General features: G+C 65.8%; 16 protein-coding genes and 1 tRNA gene. 7 read left to right on the top strand and 10 right to left on the bottom strand.

The genetic code is table 11. The features are described from left to right. The first annotated feature begins 29 nt into the window (after positions 1–29). Positions 30–236 carry a hypothetical protein gene (locus GV792_RS15230; RefSeq protein ID WP_163824760.1) on the top strand — a complete coding sequence of 69 codons (207 nt, stop codon included), beginning with the start codon at positions 30–32 and terminating at the stop codon, positions 234–236. A gap of 46 nt (positions 237–282) precedes the next feature. On the opposite strand, the gene GV792_RS15225 is transcribed toward GV792_RS15230, so the two are convergent. Then, complete coding sequence (locus GV792_RS15225) at positions 283–1,152, bottom strand: alpha/beta fold hydrolase (RefSeq protein ID WP_163824759.1); 870 nt, start codon at positions 1,150–1,152, stop codon at positions 283–285. Positions 1,153–1,194: 42 nt separating this feature from the next. Continuing rightward, positions 1,195–2,214 (bottom strand): crotonase/enoyl-CoA hydratase family protein, encoded by a 1,020-nt coding sequence (locus GV792_RS15220; protein ID WP_163824758.1) that lies wholly within the window; start codon positions 2,212–2,214, stop codon positions 1,195–1,197. Positions 2,215–2,366: 152 nt separating this feature from the next. Between GV792_RS15220 and GV792_RS15215 the strand changes: the two genes are divergently transcribed. Further along, the gene (locus GV792_RS15215) at positions 2,367–2,966 is read left to right on the top strand and encodes a TetR/AcrR family transcriptional regulator (RefSeq protein WP_163824757.1); all 600 of its coding nucleotides are present in this window, start codon (positions 2,367–2,369) and stop codon (positions 2,964–2,966) included. A gap of 81 nt (positions 2,967–3,047) precedes the next feature. On the opposite strand, the gene GV792_RS15210 is transcribed toward GV792_RS15215, so the two are convergent. The 4 genes from GV792_RS15210 to GV792_RS15195 form a co-directional block, all read right to left on the bottom strand. Next, positions 3,048–3,554, bottom strand: a complete 507-nt coding sequence (locus tag GV792_RS15210; RefSeq protein ID WP_309138518.1) for a GNAT family N-acetyltransferase — start codon at positions 3,552–3,554, stop codon at positions 3,048–3,050. A gap of 76 nt (positions 3,555–3,630) precedes the next feature. Then, positions 3,631–4,461 (bottom strand): SAM-dependent methyltransferase, encoded by an 831-nt coding sequence (locus GV792_RS15205; protein WP_163824756.1) that lies wholly within the window; start codon positions 4,459–4,461, stop codon positions 3,631–3,633. Between the two features lie 75 nt (positions 4,462–4,536). Then, on the bottom strand, positions 4,537–5,166 hold the full coding sequence (gene yczE / locus GV792_RS15200) for a membrane protein YczE (RefSeq protein ID WP_163824755.1): 630 nt from the start codon (positions 5,164–5,166) through the stop codon (positions 4,537–4,539). Positions 5,167–5,255: 89 nt separating this feature from the next. Next, positions 5,256–6,077: a mycofactocin-coupled SDR family oxidoreductase gene (locus tag GV792_RS15195; protein ID WP_163824754.1), complete on the bottom strand. Its 822-nt coding sequence runs from the start codon at positions 6,075–6,077 to the stop codon at positions 5,256–5,258. A 311-nt stretch (positions 6,078–6,388) separates the two neighbouring features. On the opposite strand from GV792_RS15195, the gene GV792_RS15190 reads away from it, so the two are divergent. The 4 genes from GV792_RS15190 (at position 6,389) to GV792_RS15175 (ending at position 10,183) form a co-directional block, all read left to right on the top strand. After that, positions 6,389–8,062, top strand: a complete 1,674-nt coding sequence (locus GV792_RS15190; RefSeq protein WP_163824753.1) for an acyl-CoA synthetase — start codon at positions 6,389–6,391, stop codon at positions 8,060–8,062. A gap of 329 nt (positions 8,063–8,391) precedes the next feature. Then, positions 8,392–9,633 (top strand): oxygenase MpaB family protein, encoded by a 1,242-nt coding sequence (locus GV792_RS15185; protein WP_163824752.1) that lies wholly within the window; start codon positions 8,392–8,394, stop codon positions 9,631–9,633. Between the two features lie 85 nt (positions 9,634–9,718). Continuing rightward, positions 9,719–10,003 carry a hypothetical protein gene (locus tag GV792_RS15180; RefSeq protein WP_163824751.1) on the top strand — a complete coding sequence of 95 codons (285 nt, stop codon included), beginning with the start codon at positions 9,719–9,721 and terminating at the stop codon, positions 10,001–10,003. A 106-nt stretch (positions 10,004–10,109) separates the two neighbouring features. Next, positions 10,110–10,183 (top strand) — tRNA-Pro (locus GV792_RS15175). A 502-nt stretch (positions 10,184–10,685) separates the two neighbouring features. Here GV792_RS15175 and GV792_RS15170 read toward each other — a convergent pair. From GV792_RS15170 to GV792_RS15155, 4 genes are all read right to left on the bottom strand, one after another. Continuing rightward, a complete protein-coding gene (locus GV792_RS15170) occupies positions 10,686–11,189 on the bottom strand; it encodes an allene oxide cyclase barrel-like domain-containing protein (protein ID WP_163824750.1) in 504 nt (167 codons plus the stop codon). A gap of 9 nt (positions 11,190–11,198) precedes the next feature. Continuing rightward, positions 11,199–12,338: a hypothetical protein gene (locus GV792_RS15165; protein ID WP_175583001.1), complete on the bottom strand. Its 1,140-nt coding sequence runs from the start codon at positions 12,336–12,338 to the stop codon at positions 11,199–11,201. Positions 12,339–12,372: 34 nt separating this feature from the next. Then, the gene (locus GV792_RS15160; protein WP_163824749.1) at positions 12,373–13,332 is read right to left on the bottom strand and encodes an RNA polymerase sigma-70 factor; all 960 of its coding nucleotides are present in this window, start codon (positions 13,330–13,332) and stop codon (positions 12,373–12,375) included. An 88-nt stretch (positions 13,333–13,420) separates the two neighbouring features. Next, positions 13,421–14,611: an NAD(P)/FAD-dependent oxidoreductase gene (locus GV792_RS15155; protein ID WP_163824748.1), complete on the bottom strand. Its 1,191-nt coding sequence runs from the start codon at positions 14,609–14,611 to the stop codon at positions 13,421–13,423. A gap of 160 nt (positions 14,612–14,771) precedes the next feature. Between GV792_RS15155 and GV792_RS15150 the strand changes: the two genes are divergently transcribed. Next, positions 14,772–15,959: an NAD(P)/FAD-dependent oxidoreductase gene (locus GV792_RS15150; protein ID WP_163824747.1), complete on the top strand. Its 1,188-nt coding sequence runs from the start codon at positions 14,772–14,774 to the stop codon at positions 15,957–15,959. Positions 15,960–16,267 lie beyond the last annotated feature (308 nt).

Genomic DNA, 16,267 nt, shown 5'->3' with positions numbered 1-16,267 from the left:
ACAGCAACTAGGCGATCGGGAGCGTTGAAGTGGGTGCAGTACCGGATTCCTATTCCTCTGACCCACGTCCCGCCGCGGCGCAGGCGAATCTGGTCAGCGAGTTCTCCGACCCGCACTTCCGGCGGCTGATGCAGTTGGCCGTCGACCTCTCCCCGGAGTCACACGACCTGCTCGCCGGATTCGCCCGACGTTTCCGTGTGTCCGAAGGTCTGCTTCCCGACCCGCTGTGGGAGTAGGCGCACCCGGCCACCCCGGCCCGGGTGCGCGCCCCGACCTATCGCGTCAGCGCCTATCCTCGAGCACTTCCCGCAGCTTGTGCGCGAATGCCTCTGGCCGCCCGGCGTACCCGTACTCGCCGCCCATGAACCCGCCGTGATGACTCGGGAATACCGTCGCCTGCTGACCCAGCAGTTCGGCCACGGCGACGGCGGTGCGTCCGGTCATGACGCCAAGCGATTCCTCGCCGACGGCGATCACGATGCGAGTCGGCGCCGCCGCGAGGGAGCCGACATCGGGGCGGTAGGCGGTGACCGCCCAGGAATGGTCCGACAGCAACGGGTCGTCGCGGGAGCCGTCGTCCTCGGCGGGAAGACCGAATTGAGCCGGGTCGGCCGCAGGCTGGGCGAAATACTCCTCGGTGAACTCACCCCGCCACGACGTCATCGCGATGAACTGCGCCATTCCGGCGCCGAATCCCTTGGCCACATAAGCATCGCGCGTCCAGGCCTGGGCCCGACCGGCCGCCTCGGCGTCGGGCAACACGGTGATCAACGGCGGCTCATGGGCGACCAGCGTGGACACATCCTGCGGATGCGTCACCACCAACGCGAGCGCCGTGATCGCGCCTCCGCTGCTGCCGAAGAGTTCGACCGGACCCGCACCGAGCGCCTCGATCAGCGCGTGCACATCTGCGGCCTGCACGAGCGGCGAATTGTCGACCCGGCCGTCGTTGCGGGTGCTACGGCCCAGACCCCTCGGGTCGTAGGCGACAACCGTGCGGTCGGGGAAATGCGACGCCAGCGCGACGAACCCGCTGGCATCCATGGGCTGGCCGATCATGAGCAGCGGCGGGCGCCCATCGGCGGTGGGCAGTGGCCCGTACACGTCGTAGGCGATATCGGCCTCAGGGGTCTCGAGCAAACGTGTCTCCATGTAAGTAGTGACGACCGCCGCACCGGAAACTCATCGCACCGTTCAGCGCTCGAACTGGGCGCGCTTGTGGTCGCCGTATGGCTCGTCACGCTCACGGACGGCCTCACGGAAACCGACGGTGGCGGACCGCAGCTGGAATGCGTAGCCCTCGCGGGTGTGGCGGGAGATACCGTCGAAAACGGTGCTGATCATGCCGGAGTTGGTCACCCCCTGCGCGTTCAGCGCCGAGTTCAGGGCGAGCTTGGCCATCATCAATTGATTGACCGGCATCCGCGCGATCCGCTCGACCAGCTCTTCGGTGCGTTCGTCCAGCTCGTCGGCAGGGCAGGATTCGACGGCCAGCCCCCACTCCTCGGCCTGTTTGCCGCTGAGACAGTCACCGGTGAAGAGCAGCCGTTTCGCGCGCTGGTCGCCGAGCCGATGCGCCCACATGCCACCGGCCGGAATCCCCCAGGTCCGGGTGGGCGGGTAGCCGATCTTGGTGTCGTCGGCGCAGATGATCTGGTCGGCGTACAACGCGATGTCGGTGCCGCCTGCGATGGCGAAGCCGTGCAGCTTCGCTACGGTCGGCTTGTTCGCCTGCATGAGGCTGGCGAAACCCTTGTTGAATCGGCTCATCATCGCGTAGTCGATCATCGGATCCCAGGTGCCCCACGGGTTGTGGTTGATGGCGTTGACAACGGGGTCTACGACCGTGCCGGTGACCTCGTCGGCGCCGCCTGCGGTGGCGAAGCCCTGTTCGGCGAACATATCGAGGTCGTATCCGCCGCAGAAGCCCTTGCCGCGCCCGGACACGAGAATGACATGTACGCGCGGGTCGAGGTCGGCGCGCTCGACCGCATGCGCCAGGTCACGTGGCGTGTCCGGCGTGATTGTGTTGCCCTTGTCCGGCCGGTTGAACGTGAGCCGCGCGATGCGTCCGTCACGCACGTAGGTCAGGGTCGCGTATTCGTGCTCGTCGGCGAGCTCCGGCCGATCCCGCCAGGGCGATTCCGGCCCTTCGGTCCAGTTCTCGTACCACGCCGCAGGCCGGGTTCCCGAATGTGATTGCTTGTCGGACACTGGTTTCCTTTCATGAAGGTGGCGTCACCGGTAGCCGGATGCGCACACCGCTGACCGCTCTGCCGCTACCGAGCAGCCTGTCCCATCGCACCGTTGACAGTCAATAGTGACTGTGAAACTCTGTCATCGCCGATCATCGAGGGGATATCGCGATGCCCACACGCGAGCAACAGCGCACGGCCACCCGTGCCCGGATCCTGGATACCGCGACACAACTGCTGGTCGAGCGGGGTTACGCCGGGTTGTCGACCCTCGCGGTACAGGAGGCGGCCGGGCTGAGCCGCGGTGCCCTGCTGCACCACTTCCCCACCATCCACGCCCTCACCGCAGCCCTGGTGGAGCACCTGGTTCAGCTCAACGAAGTCGCGGCGCGAGCAGCGGCCGAGTCGATCGGCGACTCGGCAGACGCGGTCGACCGCACCCTGACCGCACTCCTCGATACGATGACGCGCCCCCCGGCTCGAGCCGAACAAGAGCTCTGGGCCGCCGCACGCACCGACCCGGACCTGGCGACGGTCCTACGAGATTCCGAACGCCGCGCCGGACGCGACCTCTACCGCGTCATCGACACCTTGTTCGGTCAGGAGATCACGGCCCACCCGCGCTACCCCGCTATCCGCGACCTCACCATCGCCATACTGCGCGGGATCGTCGTCGCGCACCCCCTGCGAACCTCCACCCAGACCGAAATACACACGATCCGCCACTGGGCCGACACCATCCGCACCCTGCTCCCCCTCGGCACCCACTGACGCCCTTCGTGCTGCGGCCACTTCGGACTATGGGCCGCTGGCACGCAAGGCACTGCGCCGCTGATCACCGCCGTGACCGACTCATACCGCCTGGATGAACCAGTCGAGCGTGCCCTCATCCGGATCGTTGGTGCTGTGGTGATAGGCGAAACCGACTCGGTGCGCTACCGCCACCGAGGCCTTGTTCGCGGGGTCGATGCGCAGCACCGCCTCGTCGGCGAGATCGTGTGCGGCGATATAACGGCAGGCCAGCACCACCGCGCGGGCCGCGAGACCGCGGCGGCGGAACTGCGGATAGATCCCGTAGGCCACGTTCGCCTGGCCGACGGCCAGATAGTCCTGAGCGATCTGGATGTCCAGCGTCCCCACCAGGACGCCGTCCTCGGTGGTCACCACCGCGAAGGTCTTACTCGGGCCGTCTGCCTCCCATTCGGCGACACAACGCTGGAAGTGCGTCGTCACGGTCTGGATCGAGCCTGTCCCACTGTCACGCCATCGGGCCGACTCCGCGTCCTCCCCCGCCGAATGCGTCTGCGCATCGGCCACGGTGATCTGCCGTAGCCCGATCACACCATCAGAAATCAACACGTGATCATGATCAGCACAGACACGCCGCCCGGACAAGTGCCGAGTCGGCGCGCCGCCTCGAGAAGTGCCGAAAGACTCAGGGCTTGCGGGCCAGGCCGGCCGAGATCAGCTGATCCCATACCGTCAGTTCTCTTTCCGGTGTGCCGATGGTGCTGATCGAGGTATCCGACGCCCCCGGTGCGTCAGGGCGCCAGGTGACCGCGGGGACGATTCCTGGCTCGAGGATCTCGAGACCGGCGAACAGGGCACGGATCTCGTCGTCGGTGCGCCAGCGGCCACGGCCGAATGTCGACTGCAGCTTCTGCTCGGCTGCCTCGGTCTCCGCATTGCCGCCGGAGCGGAAATGCGAGATGAAAACCTGGCTGCCGGAAGGGATCTGGTCGCGCCAGTAGGACACCACCCCGATCGGGTCCTCGTCGTCGTTGAGGTGGTGCAGGATCGCGCTGAAGACGATTGCGACCGGCTCATCGAAATCGATAAGCCGCGCCACTTCGTCGTTGTCGCGAATTCGCTCCGGCTCACGCACATCCGCCTGCACCACGGTGGTGTTCTTGTCGGTGGCCAGCAGTGCGCGACCGTGCGCGAGGACGATCGGGTCGTTGTCTACGTAGACCACTTTCGCGCTGTCGGTGTAGCGGGCCGCGATCTGATGCACGTTGTCGGCAGTCGGGAGCCCACTGCCGAGGTCGATGAATTGCTCGACGCCGCTGCGGGCGATATCACGGACCCCACGCACCAATGCCTGACGGTTGCCGAAGGCGATGGCCACCGAACCGGGCAGGTTGATCTTGAAGTGGTCGCCGATCTCCTGATCGACCGGGTAGTTGTCCTTACCTCCGAGCAGGTAGTCGTATACCCGCGCGATACTCGGCGTGTTCGGATCCACCACGCCCGCAATGTCGTTCATCACGCTCTCCCATCCACGGAGATCTCCCGTGGGCACATCGTAGGCCGTCGGCCAACCTCGTGTACGCACAACCCATTACGCGGTCGATGCCACCGGTGCCGGTTCCTCGGCACGCCCCTCACCGAACCCGGGCAACCAGCGATCCACGACCGGTATCAGCACCTGGATCAGCGGCCCGATCCCGAACGCGTACACCAGGGTGCCGATACCGACCGAGCCGCCGAGCAGCCATCCAGTGGACAGTACGGTCACCTCGATCGCCGTCCGCACCAACCGGACCGACAATCCGGTGCGCCGAACCAGTCCGGTCATCAGACCATCTCGCGGCCCTGGCCCCATCCCCGCACCGATATAGAGGACCGTTGCCACAGCGTTGAGCACGACCGCCGCGCCCATCGCCCCGACCCGCACGGGCAGCGATTCCCACGACGGCAGCATCCACAGCCCCACATCCACCGACACCGCGATGACCACGACATTGCTCACCGTGCCCAGACCCGGCCGTTGCCGCAACGGAATCCACGCCAGCAACACCACCAGGCCCGTCACCGCCGTCACCACACCGAAACTCAGCGACACATGCTCGGTCACGCCCTGATGGAAGACATCCCAGGGATCCAATCCGAGTCCTGCTCGCACCATGACGGCCATGGAGAACCCGTACAACCACAACCCCGCGTACAACGCGACCAGCCGACGAACCATTCGCCCAGCATTGCCCTAACTGGATCTACTATCCATATCCAGTACGTGGAATCTGGACTTCTTTGCAGCAGACCAGCAGTCGGCTCGATTCAGGTCGTATTGGCGCTGAGGCCATCGGAGATGGTGATCGCCTCCCCGTTGAAATGGCGTCCGGAGTCGGCGACCAGCATCAGGATGACCTCGGCGACGTCCTCGGGCTGGATGAGTCCGCCACCGGCTTCGAACATCGCCATCGCGTCAACCTCGGTCGGGTTGTCGATATCGGGCAGCAGCAGCTGATAGGTGGCTGGATTCATGATCATGTCGGTCTGCACGCCCGCGGGCAGCACCGCGTTGACCGTGATGCCGAACTGGGCGACCTCCAACGACAGCGACTTCACCAACCCGAGCACACCCCATTTCGCCGCGGCGTAATGCCCGCCTTTGGCGGTCCCCATCCGGGCCGCGATCGACGACGTCGCCACGATGCGGCCACTGCGTTGTTCGATCATGTGCGGCACGACGGCACGGAAGCTGTGAAAAACGCCGGTGAGGTTCACCTCGATCATGTCGCGCCACGTCTGCTCGTCCATCTCGGCGATGGGCGCATTCGATGCGATACCCGCGTTGGCGATGAGAATATCGATGCGACCGAACTCCGAACGGGCTTGTTCGACGACCGCGTTCATCTGCTCCTGGCTCCGCACGTCGGCCTGCACCGCCAGACACCGGCGCCCGGCCTCATCCACGAGTTCGGCGGTGTCGGCCAGATCCTGAGTCGTGGCCAGCGGATAGCGCACGGTGCCGATCTGCTCGGCGACATCGCAGATCACGACGTCGGCCCCCTCGCTGGCCAAAGCCACCGCATGCGCGCGCCCCTGCCCACGCGCCCCGCCCGTGACGATCGCGACCTTGCCATCGAGCTTGCCCATGTCGACCCCAATCAGCTCGGCTGCGAATTCCCGGCCAGGCCATCGTGACACGACTGGTGTCGACAGGGAATCCGCCTCGCTCACGATCCGATGACCGGTTGGCGGCCCGGAACCGAGCTGACCTGTTCGTCATCGCCGGCTCGTCGCCGAGGTGGTGTCAATACAGGTCTCCACAGCATCCCGCGCCCGCGCCGGACATTGCGACAACCCTGACACTTCTCATGAATTGCCATTAACATAGCGGCGAAACAACCCAGTTTGGCCACAAGACAAGTGAAGAATCTCCATACACATTCCAAGGGAGCAGACTGATGGCGAAACCAGGTACGCCTCGGACCGCACTGCGCACGGCCACCGACGCGCTGTCCGCACTCGCCGTTCTGACCAAGCGCGGCATGATCGATCCCCGGCATCCCGGGGAGATCGTCCGAACCATGCGCGATGCGAAGGTGTACGGGCCGTTCGTTACGACCCTCGCCCATGGCGTCCGCCGGGACGGCACGACTGTGGCGATCGTCGACGAGCGAGGCCCGCTCACCTTCGACGAGCTCGACGCACAATCGAACGCCTTCGCCCATGGCCTCGGCGCCACCGGTATCGGCCCGGGTGATGTCGTCGCCGCCCTGTGCCGCGATCACCGTGGCATAGTGCTGACCATGCTCGCCGCGGGCAAACTCGGCGCTCGAATCGTGCTGTTGAACACCGGCTTCGCCGCACCACAGCTCGCCGATGTGGCGCGGCGGGAACACATCAGCGCCATCGTGCACGACGAGGAATTTCTCGGCACGCTCACCGCGATTCCCGACGAGGTCGCGCGGTTCCTGTCTTGGGTCGACTCGGAAGACGCCCACCCCGCCACGCCGACCATCGATGGATTGGTCGCAGGCCATTCGACCGCGCCGCCGCCCGCACCGAAACAACCGGGCGGGATGGTCATCCTGACCAGCGGCACCACCGGCACCCCGAAAGGCGCTCCGCGCGACAAGGTCTCACCACTCCAGTCGGCGCAATTCCTCGACCGGATCCCGCTGCCACGGGGGAACACGATGATCATGGCCGCCCCGATCTTCCACGGCACGGGACTATCGCAGTTCACCCTCGGATGGGCGCTCGGCAATACGATCGTCTTCCAGCAACGCAAGTTCGATCCCGAACGGACAGTCGCCGCGGTGGCCACTCACCGCGCGGCCACCCTGGTGCTCGTGCCCACCATGCTGCAACGAATCGTCGATCTCGGCCCCGAGGTGCTGGCCCGGCACGACACATCGTCGCTGCGGGTGGTCTTCGCCGCCGGATCGTCGGTGTCGCCCGATCTGAGCCGGCGTACGGCCGAGGCGTTCGGCGATGTGCTCTACAACCTCTACGCCTCGACCGAAGTCGCCGTCGCCGCGGTCGCCACCCCGCTCGACATGCGGATCGCACCTGGAACGGTCGGCCGCCCGCCGGTGGGATGCCGGGTCGCGATCTACGACGACACCCGTACCAGGATCACCACTGCCGGCGAGATCGGCACGATCTTCGTCTCCAGCGGACTCAGCTTCACCGGCTATACCGACGGGAGGAACAAGGAAATCGTCGATGGGCTGCTCTCCAGTGGTGATGTCGGGCATTTCGACGCCGACGGACGTCTGTTCATCGACGGCCGCGACGACGACATGATCGTCTCCGGCGGCGAGAACGTCTATCCGCTGGAGGTGGAGAACCTGCTGACCGATCGACCCGACATCGTCGAGGCGGCGGTCATCGGAGTCGATGACCACGACTTCGGAAAACGCCTGCACGCGTTCGTCGTCCCGGCCGCACACGCCGTGGTGGACCCGCAGGAGATCAAGGACTACGTCAAGGCGAAGCTGGCCCGGCACAAGGTACCCCGCGACGTCAGCGTGATCGCCGAACTGCCCCGCAACGCCACCGGAAAGCTGCTGCGTCGGCAGTTGGCGGTGGAGTCGCCGGGTTCATCGTCGGATTCCGGGCCGACGAACTGAGCGAGTCCCGGCGGGCCCATTCGAACCATAAGTTACTGTCCATTTACCGCCATACGCATGGCCAACCGGCCGGGAGTTCCGTTGCTGATCATGCCGCAGACGAGCGGATGCCGGCGCGGCAAAGCGGTCAGAGACGACCAAGATCACGTGTTCACTGCAGCGCGGTCGAGTCCAAAGCATGCGCCACAGATCGAGATCTTCCAGTTTCGGCAAAACCCTGACAGCGCCGCGCGCGACTTGTTAAGTTACTCGTCATTCCTCCCGCAAGAGATGGATCAGGCAGCTGCCCGCACCATCGGGAGTGCTCGTACTCAATGAGGAGTGACGTCATGGATGGACTCAACAGACGTAATGCGTTGAAGACCGGCGGAATCCTGGGCGCCCTCGGCGCCTTCGCGATGGTGTCGCCCGCGCGAGCGGAACCCTGGTCCTGGTCGCCCGAGGGTTCGGTCGCCGGATCCGGTTCCGGCGCCGACCCGATGACCGTCTGGGATCCCGAAGCCGACGACCTGGTCGCCGGACTCATCGACCGGGGTGAAGTCCCCCGGGTCAACGAGTTGCTGCGGACCTGGACGAGAAACGGTCAACCCTTGCCCGACGGTTTACCCGCGGAATTGCGGGACTTCATGGAGTACGCCCGTCAGCTGCCGCAGTGGACCGACCCGGCCAAGCTGGGGACCGCGGTCGAGTTCAACAAGAAGCGCGGCCTGTACCTCGGTGTGCTGTACGGATTCGCCAGCGGCATGATGAGCACCGTCATTCCCAAGGAAGCGCGGGCGGTCTACTACTCCAAGGGCGGTCACGACCTCAAGGACCGCATCTCCAAAACCGCCAAGCTCGGCTACGACATCGGCAGCAACAACGCCTACGCCCCCGATGGGGAAATGGTCGTCACCTGCGTCAAGACCCGGCTCGTCCATGCGGCGGTACGGCACCTGCTGCCACAGTCCCCGCACTGGGCGCACTCCGCCCAGGAAGACATTCCGATCAGCCAGAACGACATCATGGTCACCTGGCACAGCCTGCCCACCACCGTGATGAAACACCTGACGTCCTGGAAGGTACCGATCCCGGCCCACGAGTCGGAGGCATTCCTGCATTCCTGGCAGGTGGCCGGGCACATGCTCGGCGTCCGCGACGAATACATCCCCAACTCGTGGCCCGAAGCCAACTCCCAAGCGGCACAGGTCCTCGATCCCATCCTCGCGCCGACACCCGAAGGAGCCAAACTCGCCGACCGACTCCTCGGCCTCGGCGCCAATATCGACCTCACCATCCTCAGCAGAGGAGTCCTCGGCGCGTTCACCCGCTTCTTGCTCGGCGACAAGATCGCCGACGGCCTGGCCATCCCGAGAGAACCGGTCTGGGATCCGCTGCTCCAGTTCAGCTGGGGCCCCTTCATCGCCGTCCGCGAAGGCATCCTCACCGCCGCCCCACCGGCGGCGGACCCCTACTGGCTACTCGACGAATTCCTCCGCAAAGCCGCCCTGATCTACCTGTCCGAACTGCGCATGCCGATCAGCATCGAACTCCCCACGATGAACCGCGACATGAGCTTGCCGCCACGCTGAATCGTGGGAGTGCCACACGGCATCGACCACGTTGCGCACGAACACATCCCATCACCCACAGAACCAACCACCAAGGAGCGCAACGATGCGTACCGCCCTTCACCTCGCAGCCGCCTCCATCGCGGCCGCGAGCCTCGTCGGCACCGCCGCCACCACAACCGCCACTCCCATCGCCGAGGCCGGAACCGGATCCTCGGCAGCAGACTCCGGATCAGCAGCCGCCCGCTCAGTCGTCGAACTCGCCGGCGAAGGCGACATCATCGGCGTAATCGTCCTCCTTGGCATCACCCCCTTCCAGATGCTCACCGGCGGCGTCTGCGACCTCGCCACCTTGTCAGCCCTCCCCAACCCCTGCGTTCCGAGGTACTGATGAGTGCGTGAGGGCCGAACCCCCCCCCGCACACCCACTGACCAGCGGATTAGCTCTGCCGACACACCCTGAGGTAATCTCTTCGAGCGCCCACAACAAGGCGCAACGGGCTGTGGCGCAGTTTGGTAGCGCACTTGACTGGGGGTCAAGTGGTCGCAGGTTCAAATCCTGTCAGCCCGACAGTGAAAAATCCCCTCCGACCTAGTGGAGGGGATTTTTCGTTACTGAGCAGCACGGAGGCTTGGGGCCAATCTGGGGCCGCCCTCGCCACGGAGGTGGCTGGACAGCGTGTCGCCGTCCGCGCGCATTCCGTCGATGTCCGGGTGCAGGTATTTCTGCGTGATCCGCGGGTCGGTGTGGCCGGCGATGACCCTGCAACCTGTGTAGCGGCACACCCGAGTCCGCGAACCAGGTGAGTCCCGTGTGCCGTAAGTCATGGCGCCGAAGGTGTTCGTACCAAGCTTCCACGACCTCATCCGAATGTGTGGCGTCACTCCGGTTGCGATGCGCCCACCGCGAGGACATGGGAGAGACGCGCATCGGGTTGTCCCCCGCACCGGCGAAGGACTTGGTGCACCATATTCCAGCCGAAGGGCATGGGGTGAGCCTCAGTTGGCGACGTGGGCCGCGAGTCCCAACTCTCCGGGTCCTCAGCCGATGTATGACCTGCGCCGTCGACCGGTCACTCCTGCGTGAGAAGTGTGACCTCGGCACGCATCCGCTCATTCGGGGTGTTGATTTCCCAGAACCGCGCGGTCCCGGTCGCACTACGGTATGCGCCGGTACCGCCGGTGATCGCCAGATCGAGCGGACTCGCACCCTGAACCCACACCGCCTGCATGGTCAGGGATCCCCGTTCGAGCTGCGCGGTGAGCACACATTGCATGGTGATCTCGTCACCCTCGATATGGATGTTCTGGCATGTCCCACCGCCGTGCCCTATCGCACGACCATCTTGTTCGATATCGCCGGAATAGACAGCCATATCACCGAGACTGACACCCGGCTTATCGAGATCCAGAACTGCGAGCTGATCAGTCAGGGCGGCCGCCTCGATGATCTCGACCCGCTGCCTGAGCACGGCCGTCTCGCTAGTGTCCGTACTGCAGGCGCTGAGGCCGCCACTGACGAGCAGGACGCCGAACGCAGCGGTGACCATTGCTCTGGTCGAATGTGCGTGCAACATGATCTTCTCCTAAACCCTACGGGGACTTCTGGCCCGCCTCATCGACGAGGTGTCGCGACGCCCCCCGTTGCGTGCGTTTTTGATGGTCTTCGTCGCTGCATGCCGTGTGGCGACGGTTTGGGCTTGCGCTGGTTGATATTCGAATTGCATATTCAGGGCTCGACGTTCGCGGTGCGCCCGCAGGCCACCGATCAGGCACAGCGTCGCGCCGAGCACGGCCCAGACGACCAGCACGGTGACAGCGTTGGTAGCGCCACGACCGTCGAAGAAGGCAGTCGATCGCATCAACCGACCACCCGCGCCGGGTGGCAGCAGCTGCCCGAACGCACCGAACCAGCCCGGCAGCATTTCGGGGGCGATGGTCGTGCCCGAGAGCGGATTCCCGATGAGCATCATGATCGTGGCGCCGATCCCGATTCCGGCGTATCCGAACACCGATTCGAGCCCGAGAACGGTCAGCGAGACCGACGCGATGCTCAATGCGACGGCACTGGCATTGGCCAGGTAGGAGCCGCTGAGCGAGCCAAACCAGAACTGCATGATCCCCGCGACGGCTAGGCCGCCAGTGACCGCGAACGCCAGCGTCGCGGCGACGCGGCGGCCGATGCCACGGATGAGCTTGGTCAGCAGCACCGCGGCGAGCAGGCCACCCATGACCAGCGGCAGAGCACCGGCGGCCAACCCTGCGCCGCGCGGGTCGTCGGTGGGCATCGCGGCGAGGTCACGGACCGCCGCCGGCGCACCGGCATTGCCGCTCTGCCCAAGTCCGTTCGCGGTGGTCTGCAGCGTTTGGGCGACTGCGGTATTGGCCGCGGAGGCGATGATGACCTGCAGGGTGCCTGAACTGAGATCCAAGGCTCCGTACACCTGCCGGTCGACGATGAGGTGTTCCGCGGTCGCAGTGTCGGCGACCTCGATGACGTCGAAACCGCCCGGCGCGCGCTGTTCGAGCGCGGTGCGGACCTGGGTGACCGTTGTGGTCGGCCCGGCGACAGCGATCGGCACATCATGTAGAGACGATCGCACCGATGGCCAGGCGAAAGCGACCAGAAGCACGCTGATGATCGTCGTGAGCAAGACGACTGCTCGGGCCACGGTCGGCCATCGTGACGGAAGCGTGTCTGTGGCGAGCGGTGCCCACGTGGTCATTTCTTCTCCCTTGGACCTCTTGCCGTGGCTGGTGTCAGCGCAGGGTGAGCGGGTTTTCGGCGTTGATGTGGGTCAGCTTGTGCGGGTTGCGGACGAAGTAGAGACCGGTGATGCGGGAGTCCTCGACCCGCATCGCGATGACACCGTCGAGTTCCCCATCGACGTGCAGCGCCAGTGCAGGGCTGCCGTTGATCGCGGTCGGTTCAACAGTGAGTGCGATGTCGTGCTTGGTGAGGCCGCCGACCATGAACCGCGCCACCTTGATCGCGCCGATTACGGGCCGTGGGGTGGCCTGTTTGATGCCGCCGCCGTCGCTGACCGCCACCACGTCGGGGGCCAGCACGTCGAGCAGGCCCTGTAGGTCTCGGGTTTCCAGCGCGCGCTGGAACGCTTCGACAGCCGCTCGCGCCTCGCGCGCGGTGACCGCGCGGCGCGGTCGGCGGGCTTCGACATGGCGGCGGGCGCGGTGGGCGATTTGGTGCACGGCGGCTGGGGACTTCTCTACCGCGGCCGCGATCTCGCTATAGCCCAACCCGAACGCTTCGCGCAGCACGAATACCGCTCGTTCGGTCGGGGTCAAGGTCTCGAGCACGACCATCAGCCCCATCGACACGCTTTCGGCGAGTTCGACGTCGGCGGCCACGTCCGGAGTGGTGAGCAGCGGCTCCGGGAGCCAGGAGCCCACGTACGCCTCCCGCCGGCGCTTCACCGAACGCAGCCGGTTGAGTGCCTGCCGCGTGGTGATCCGGACCAGGTAGGCACGTTGGTCATCGACGTGCGCCGCGTCGACGGCGACCCACCGTAACCAGGTTTCCTGCAGGACGTCGTCGGCATCTGCCGCGGATCCGAGCATCTCGTAGGCGACGGTGAACAGCAGATTGCGGTGTGCGACAAACGTTTCCGTCGCCGCGAGCGTGGCGTGGTCACCGCCGGCGCGGCCCGCGGCCTCGCCATCGGCCCGCCGCCGCTCACTTGATTCACCTGTCGTATGCATGCTTTCCTCTCTGGAGGTGACCGTGGGTCCGGTACAGGCGAATGTCTCGATTCGAACCGTGCCACGGGCGATAGCCGGCAACCAACTTCTACGCACTAGTTTTCGTCACGTTCTCACTCCGGGCTCTCAGTAGCGCGTGCCGGTGTTCACCATCCTTCGGCCAGTGGTGCGAGCCGGGCTTGTGCGCCTCGGTCGCGAGGTGTTCGACGCTGGCGGCGCAAGAGAACTCCTTGAGCTTGCGGCCGATGAAACCGGTGAAGTACAAGCGCTTCGCCGTGTCGTCTTTACGGAGGAGTTGGAAGATCCCCGCACCGCGGCCGAAGCTGAAGCACATAGCCTGGAAGGCCAGGTCTATCGGCGTCGGCCGCTCATCTGCGATCCGGGCCAGCATCGTGTCGGCCGCGTGGGCACCCAGGCATCCGGCGATGTAGGCACTCATCCGAAACGGTAGGTCCGACGGCGCCGATGCATCGCCCGCCGCGAAGATGCGATCGCTGTCGACGCTGGTCAAGGTCTCGTCGGTGAGCAACCGCCCGGCGGCGTCGGTGCGCAACCCGCTACGCTCGGCCAGATCTGGCACACCAAAGCCCGCAGCCCAAATGGTCACCTGACTCGCCAGGGTGCGGCCGTCACCGACTTCAACGGTCCCCGGCCGCACCGCGGTGACCGAGGTATCCGGGCCTTCGATCACCTCGACGCCCAGTTCGGTGAGGTATTTGCGAGCTGTGCGGCGCGCGCGGGGGTGCAGCGACGGGCCGACGACACCGCCGCAAACCAGCCTGACGCGGCGCCCCCGTTCCGCGAGTTCCGCAGCGGTCTCGACACCAACCGGACCGCCCCCGACCACCGTCACCGCGGCCGTCATAGAGGTGTCGAAGAGCACCGACCGCAGCCGCTGCGCGGCCTCTAAAGTCGCGACCGGATAAGCGAACTCGGTCGCGCCCGGTACCGCTGGTCCGCCGCTGAGGCTGCCTACCGCGTAGATCAGGTAGTCGTAGCCGATGGTGCCACCCTCGGCGAGCGTCACGGTGCGATCGGTCGCGTCGATGCGCGTCACGCTGTCGACCACCAGCTCGACACCGTCGGCGAGCACCTCCTGGTAGTCGACGACCGCATCGTGGGTCCCGCCCACCAGCTGGTGCAGCCGCAGCCGTGGGACGAAGACCTGGCGCGGATTGATCACTGTCACCGTCACGTCGTCGTTCTGCCTCGCGCGATTGGCCGCCATCACTCCGGCGTATCCGCCACCGACCACGACCACATCGATGCTCTTGCCCATGGTGCCTCCTTCCATCCGAGCGGATTGAGAACAAGACACCGCGTCGACGAAAATCCTGACACTGTGTGAAATAGATCACAGCACCGTTCGAGGCTGTCAGGAAACCGTGACCGGCGGTGTCTCGTTCAGCAACCACGCAAACCCGACAGGAGTCTCAGCCATGAAGCACCGCATCATCGTCCTCGGGGCCGGATACGCCGGAGCATTCTCCGCCACATTCCTAGCGCGCCGGCTCCACTCCGACGACTTCGAGATCACCGTGGTCAACGCCGAACCCGATTTTGTCGAACGGCTGCGCCTGCATCAGCTCGCCGCCGGGCAGGAGCTGCGCTACCGGCCGCTGGCGAAGGTATTCGCGCGCACCGACATCCGGCTACTACTGGCACGCGTCATCAGCGTCGACGCCGAGCATCGGACCGTCACCGTCGAAGACGGCGACGGCATCGACCGGCTCGAATACGACACCCTCCTCTACACACTCGGCAGCACCATCGCAGACCACGGCGTTCCCGGGGTCGACGAGCACACCTTCCATGTGGCAGCGCGGCCGGCCGCGCTGCGCCTGCGCACTCGCCTGGATGAGCTGCGCGAGGACGGGCGTGTGCTTGTGGTCGGCGGAAATCTGACCGCGATCGAGGCGGCCACCGAGCTCGCCGAGTCCCGTCCAGGGCTTCGAGTCAGCCTCGTCACCCGCGGCGAACTCGGCGGCTGGCTGGGCGTCAAGGCTCGCCGCCACATGTTGCGCGCCTTCGAACGGTTCGATATCACGATCCACGACCACACCGCTATCGAGCGCGTGGAGAAGGCTGCGGCGATCGCCGCAGACGGCACTATCTTCACCGCCGACGCGATCGTGTGGGCCGCAGGGTTCGCCGTTCACTCGATCGCCTCTGCCAGCGGCCTGCAGGTGGAACCCAACGGGCAGATCACAGTCGACCAGCAGATGCGGTCGCTCTCACACCCGAACGTCTACGCCGCCGGCGACAGCGCATTCGTCATCGGCGACAACGGCCTGCCGTACCCGATGTCCTGCGCTTCCGCGGGACCCACCAGCAAGGCAGCAACGGCGGCGATCATCGGGGACCTGACCGGCCGCAACGTCGCGCCGACCACGTTCTCATATATCGGCAACCACATCAGCCTCGGCCGACGCGACGGGCTCTTCCAGCTGGTCGACGGTGACGCGCGAGCAAAGGAGGGAGCCCTCTGCGGCCGAACGGCCGCGCGGGTCAAGTCGGCGATCATCAATACCGCTGCCTGGGCCATCAGCCACCCGACCTTCGGAAAACCGAATCATAAGTACCGCTTGGCCCCCCCGATGCACTCGCCGAGCGGGGCCGCCGTATAACGGAGTGTCCGCCTTCCAGCCGAAGGCCCGTGAGGTCCCGCGCGACCACGGCACGGCTGTCCGGGCGCACTGGAGCCTGCCCGATCCGTTCGCATCCGATACTTGACATCCGGAATTCCAGCGTCTCGCACGGGAGATCGACACCAGGCTCGGGCTTCCCTGTAGCTGCCGCTTGCCGGATCCAAGAGCCCCGCGGGTCGTCCCATCCCGGACGGAGCTATTCCGGAGCCGGGTGGCTGAAACCGCCTCCAGCTGACCCTCGACGATCTCGCCACCGAGGTGGGCCGACTGCGTGCGGCAGGCGCCAG

The sequence above is a fragment of the Nocardia cyriacigeorgica genome, from assembly GCF_010868145.1.
GTDB lineage: Bacteria > Actinomycetota > Actinomycetes > Mycobacteriales > Mycobacteriaceae > Nocardia > Nocardia cyriacigeorgica_D.
Note: the sequence above shows the minus strand (reverse complement) of the source record. Positions and strands in the feature narration are given on the sequence as shown.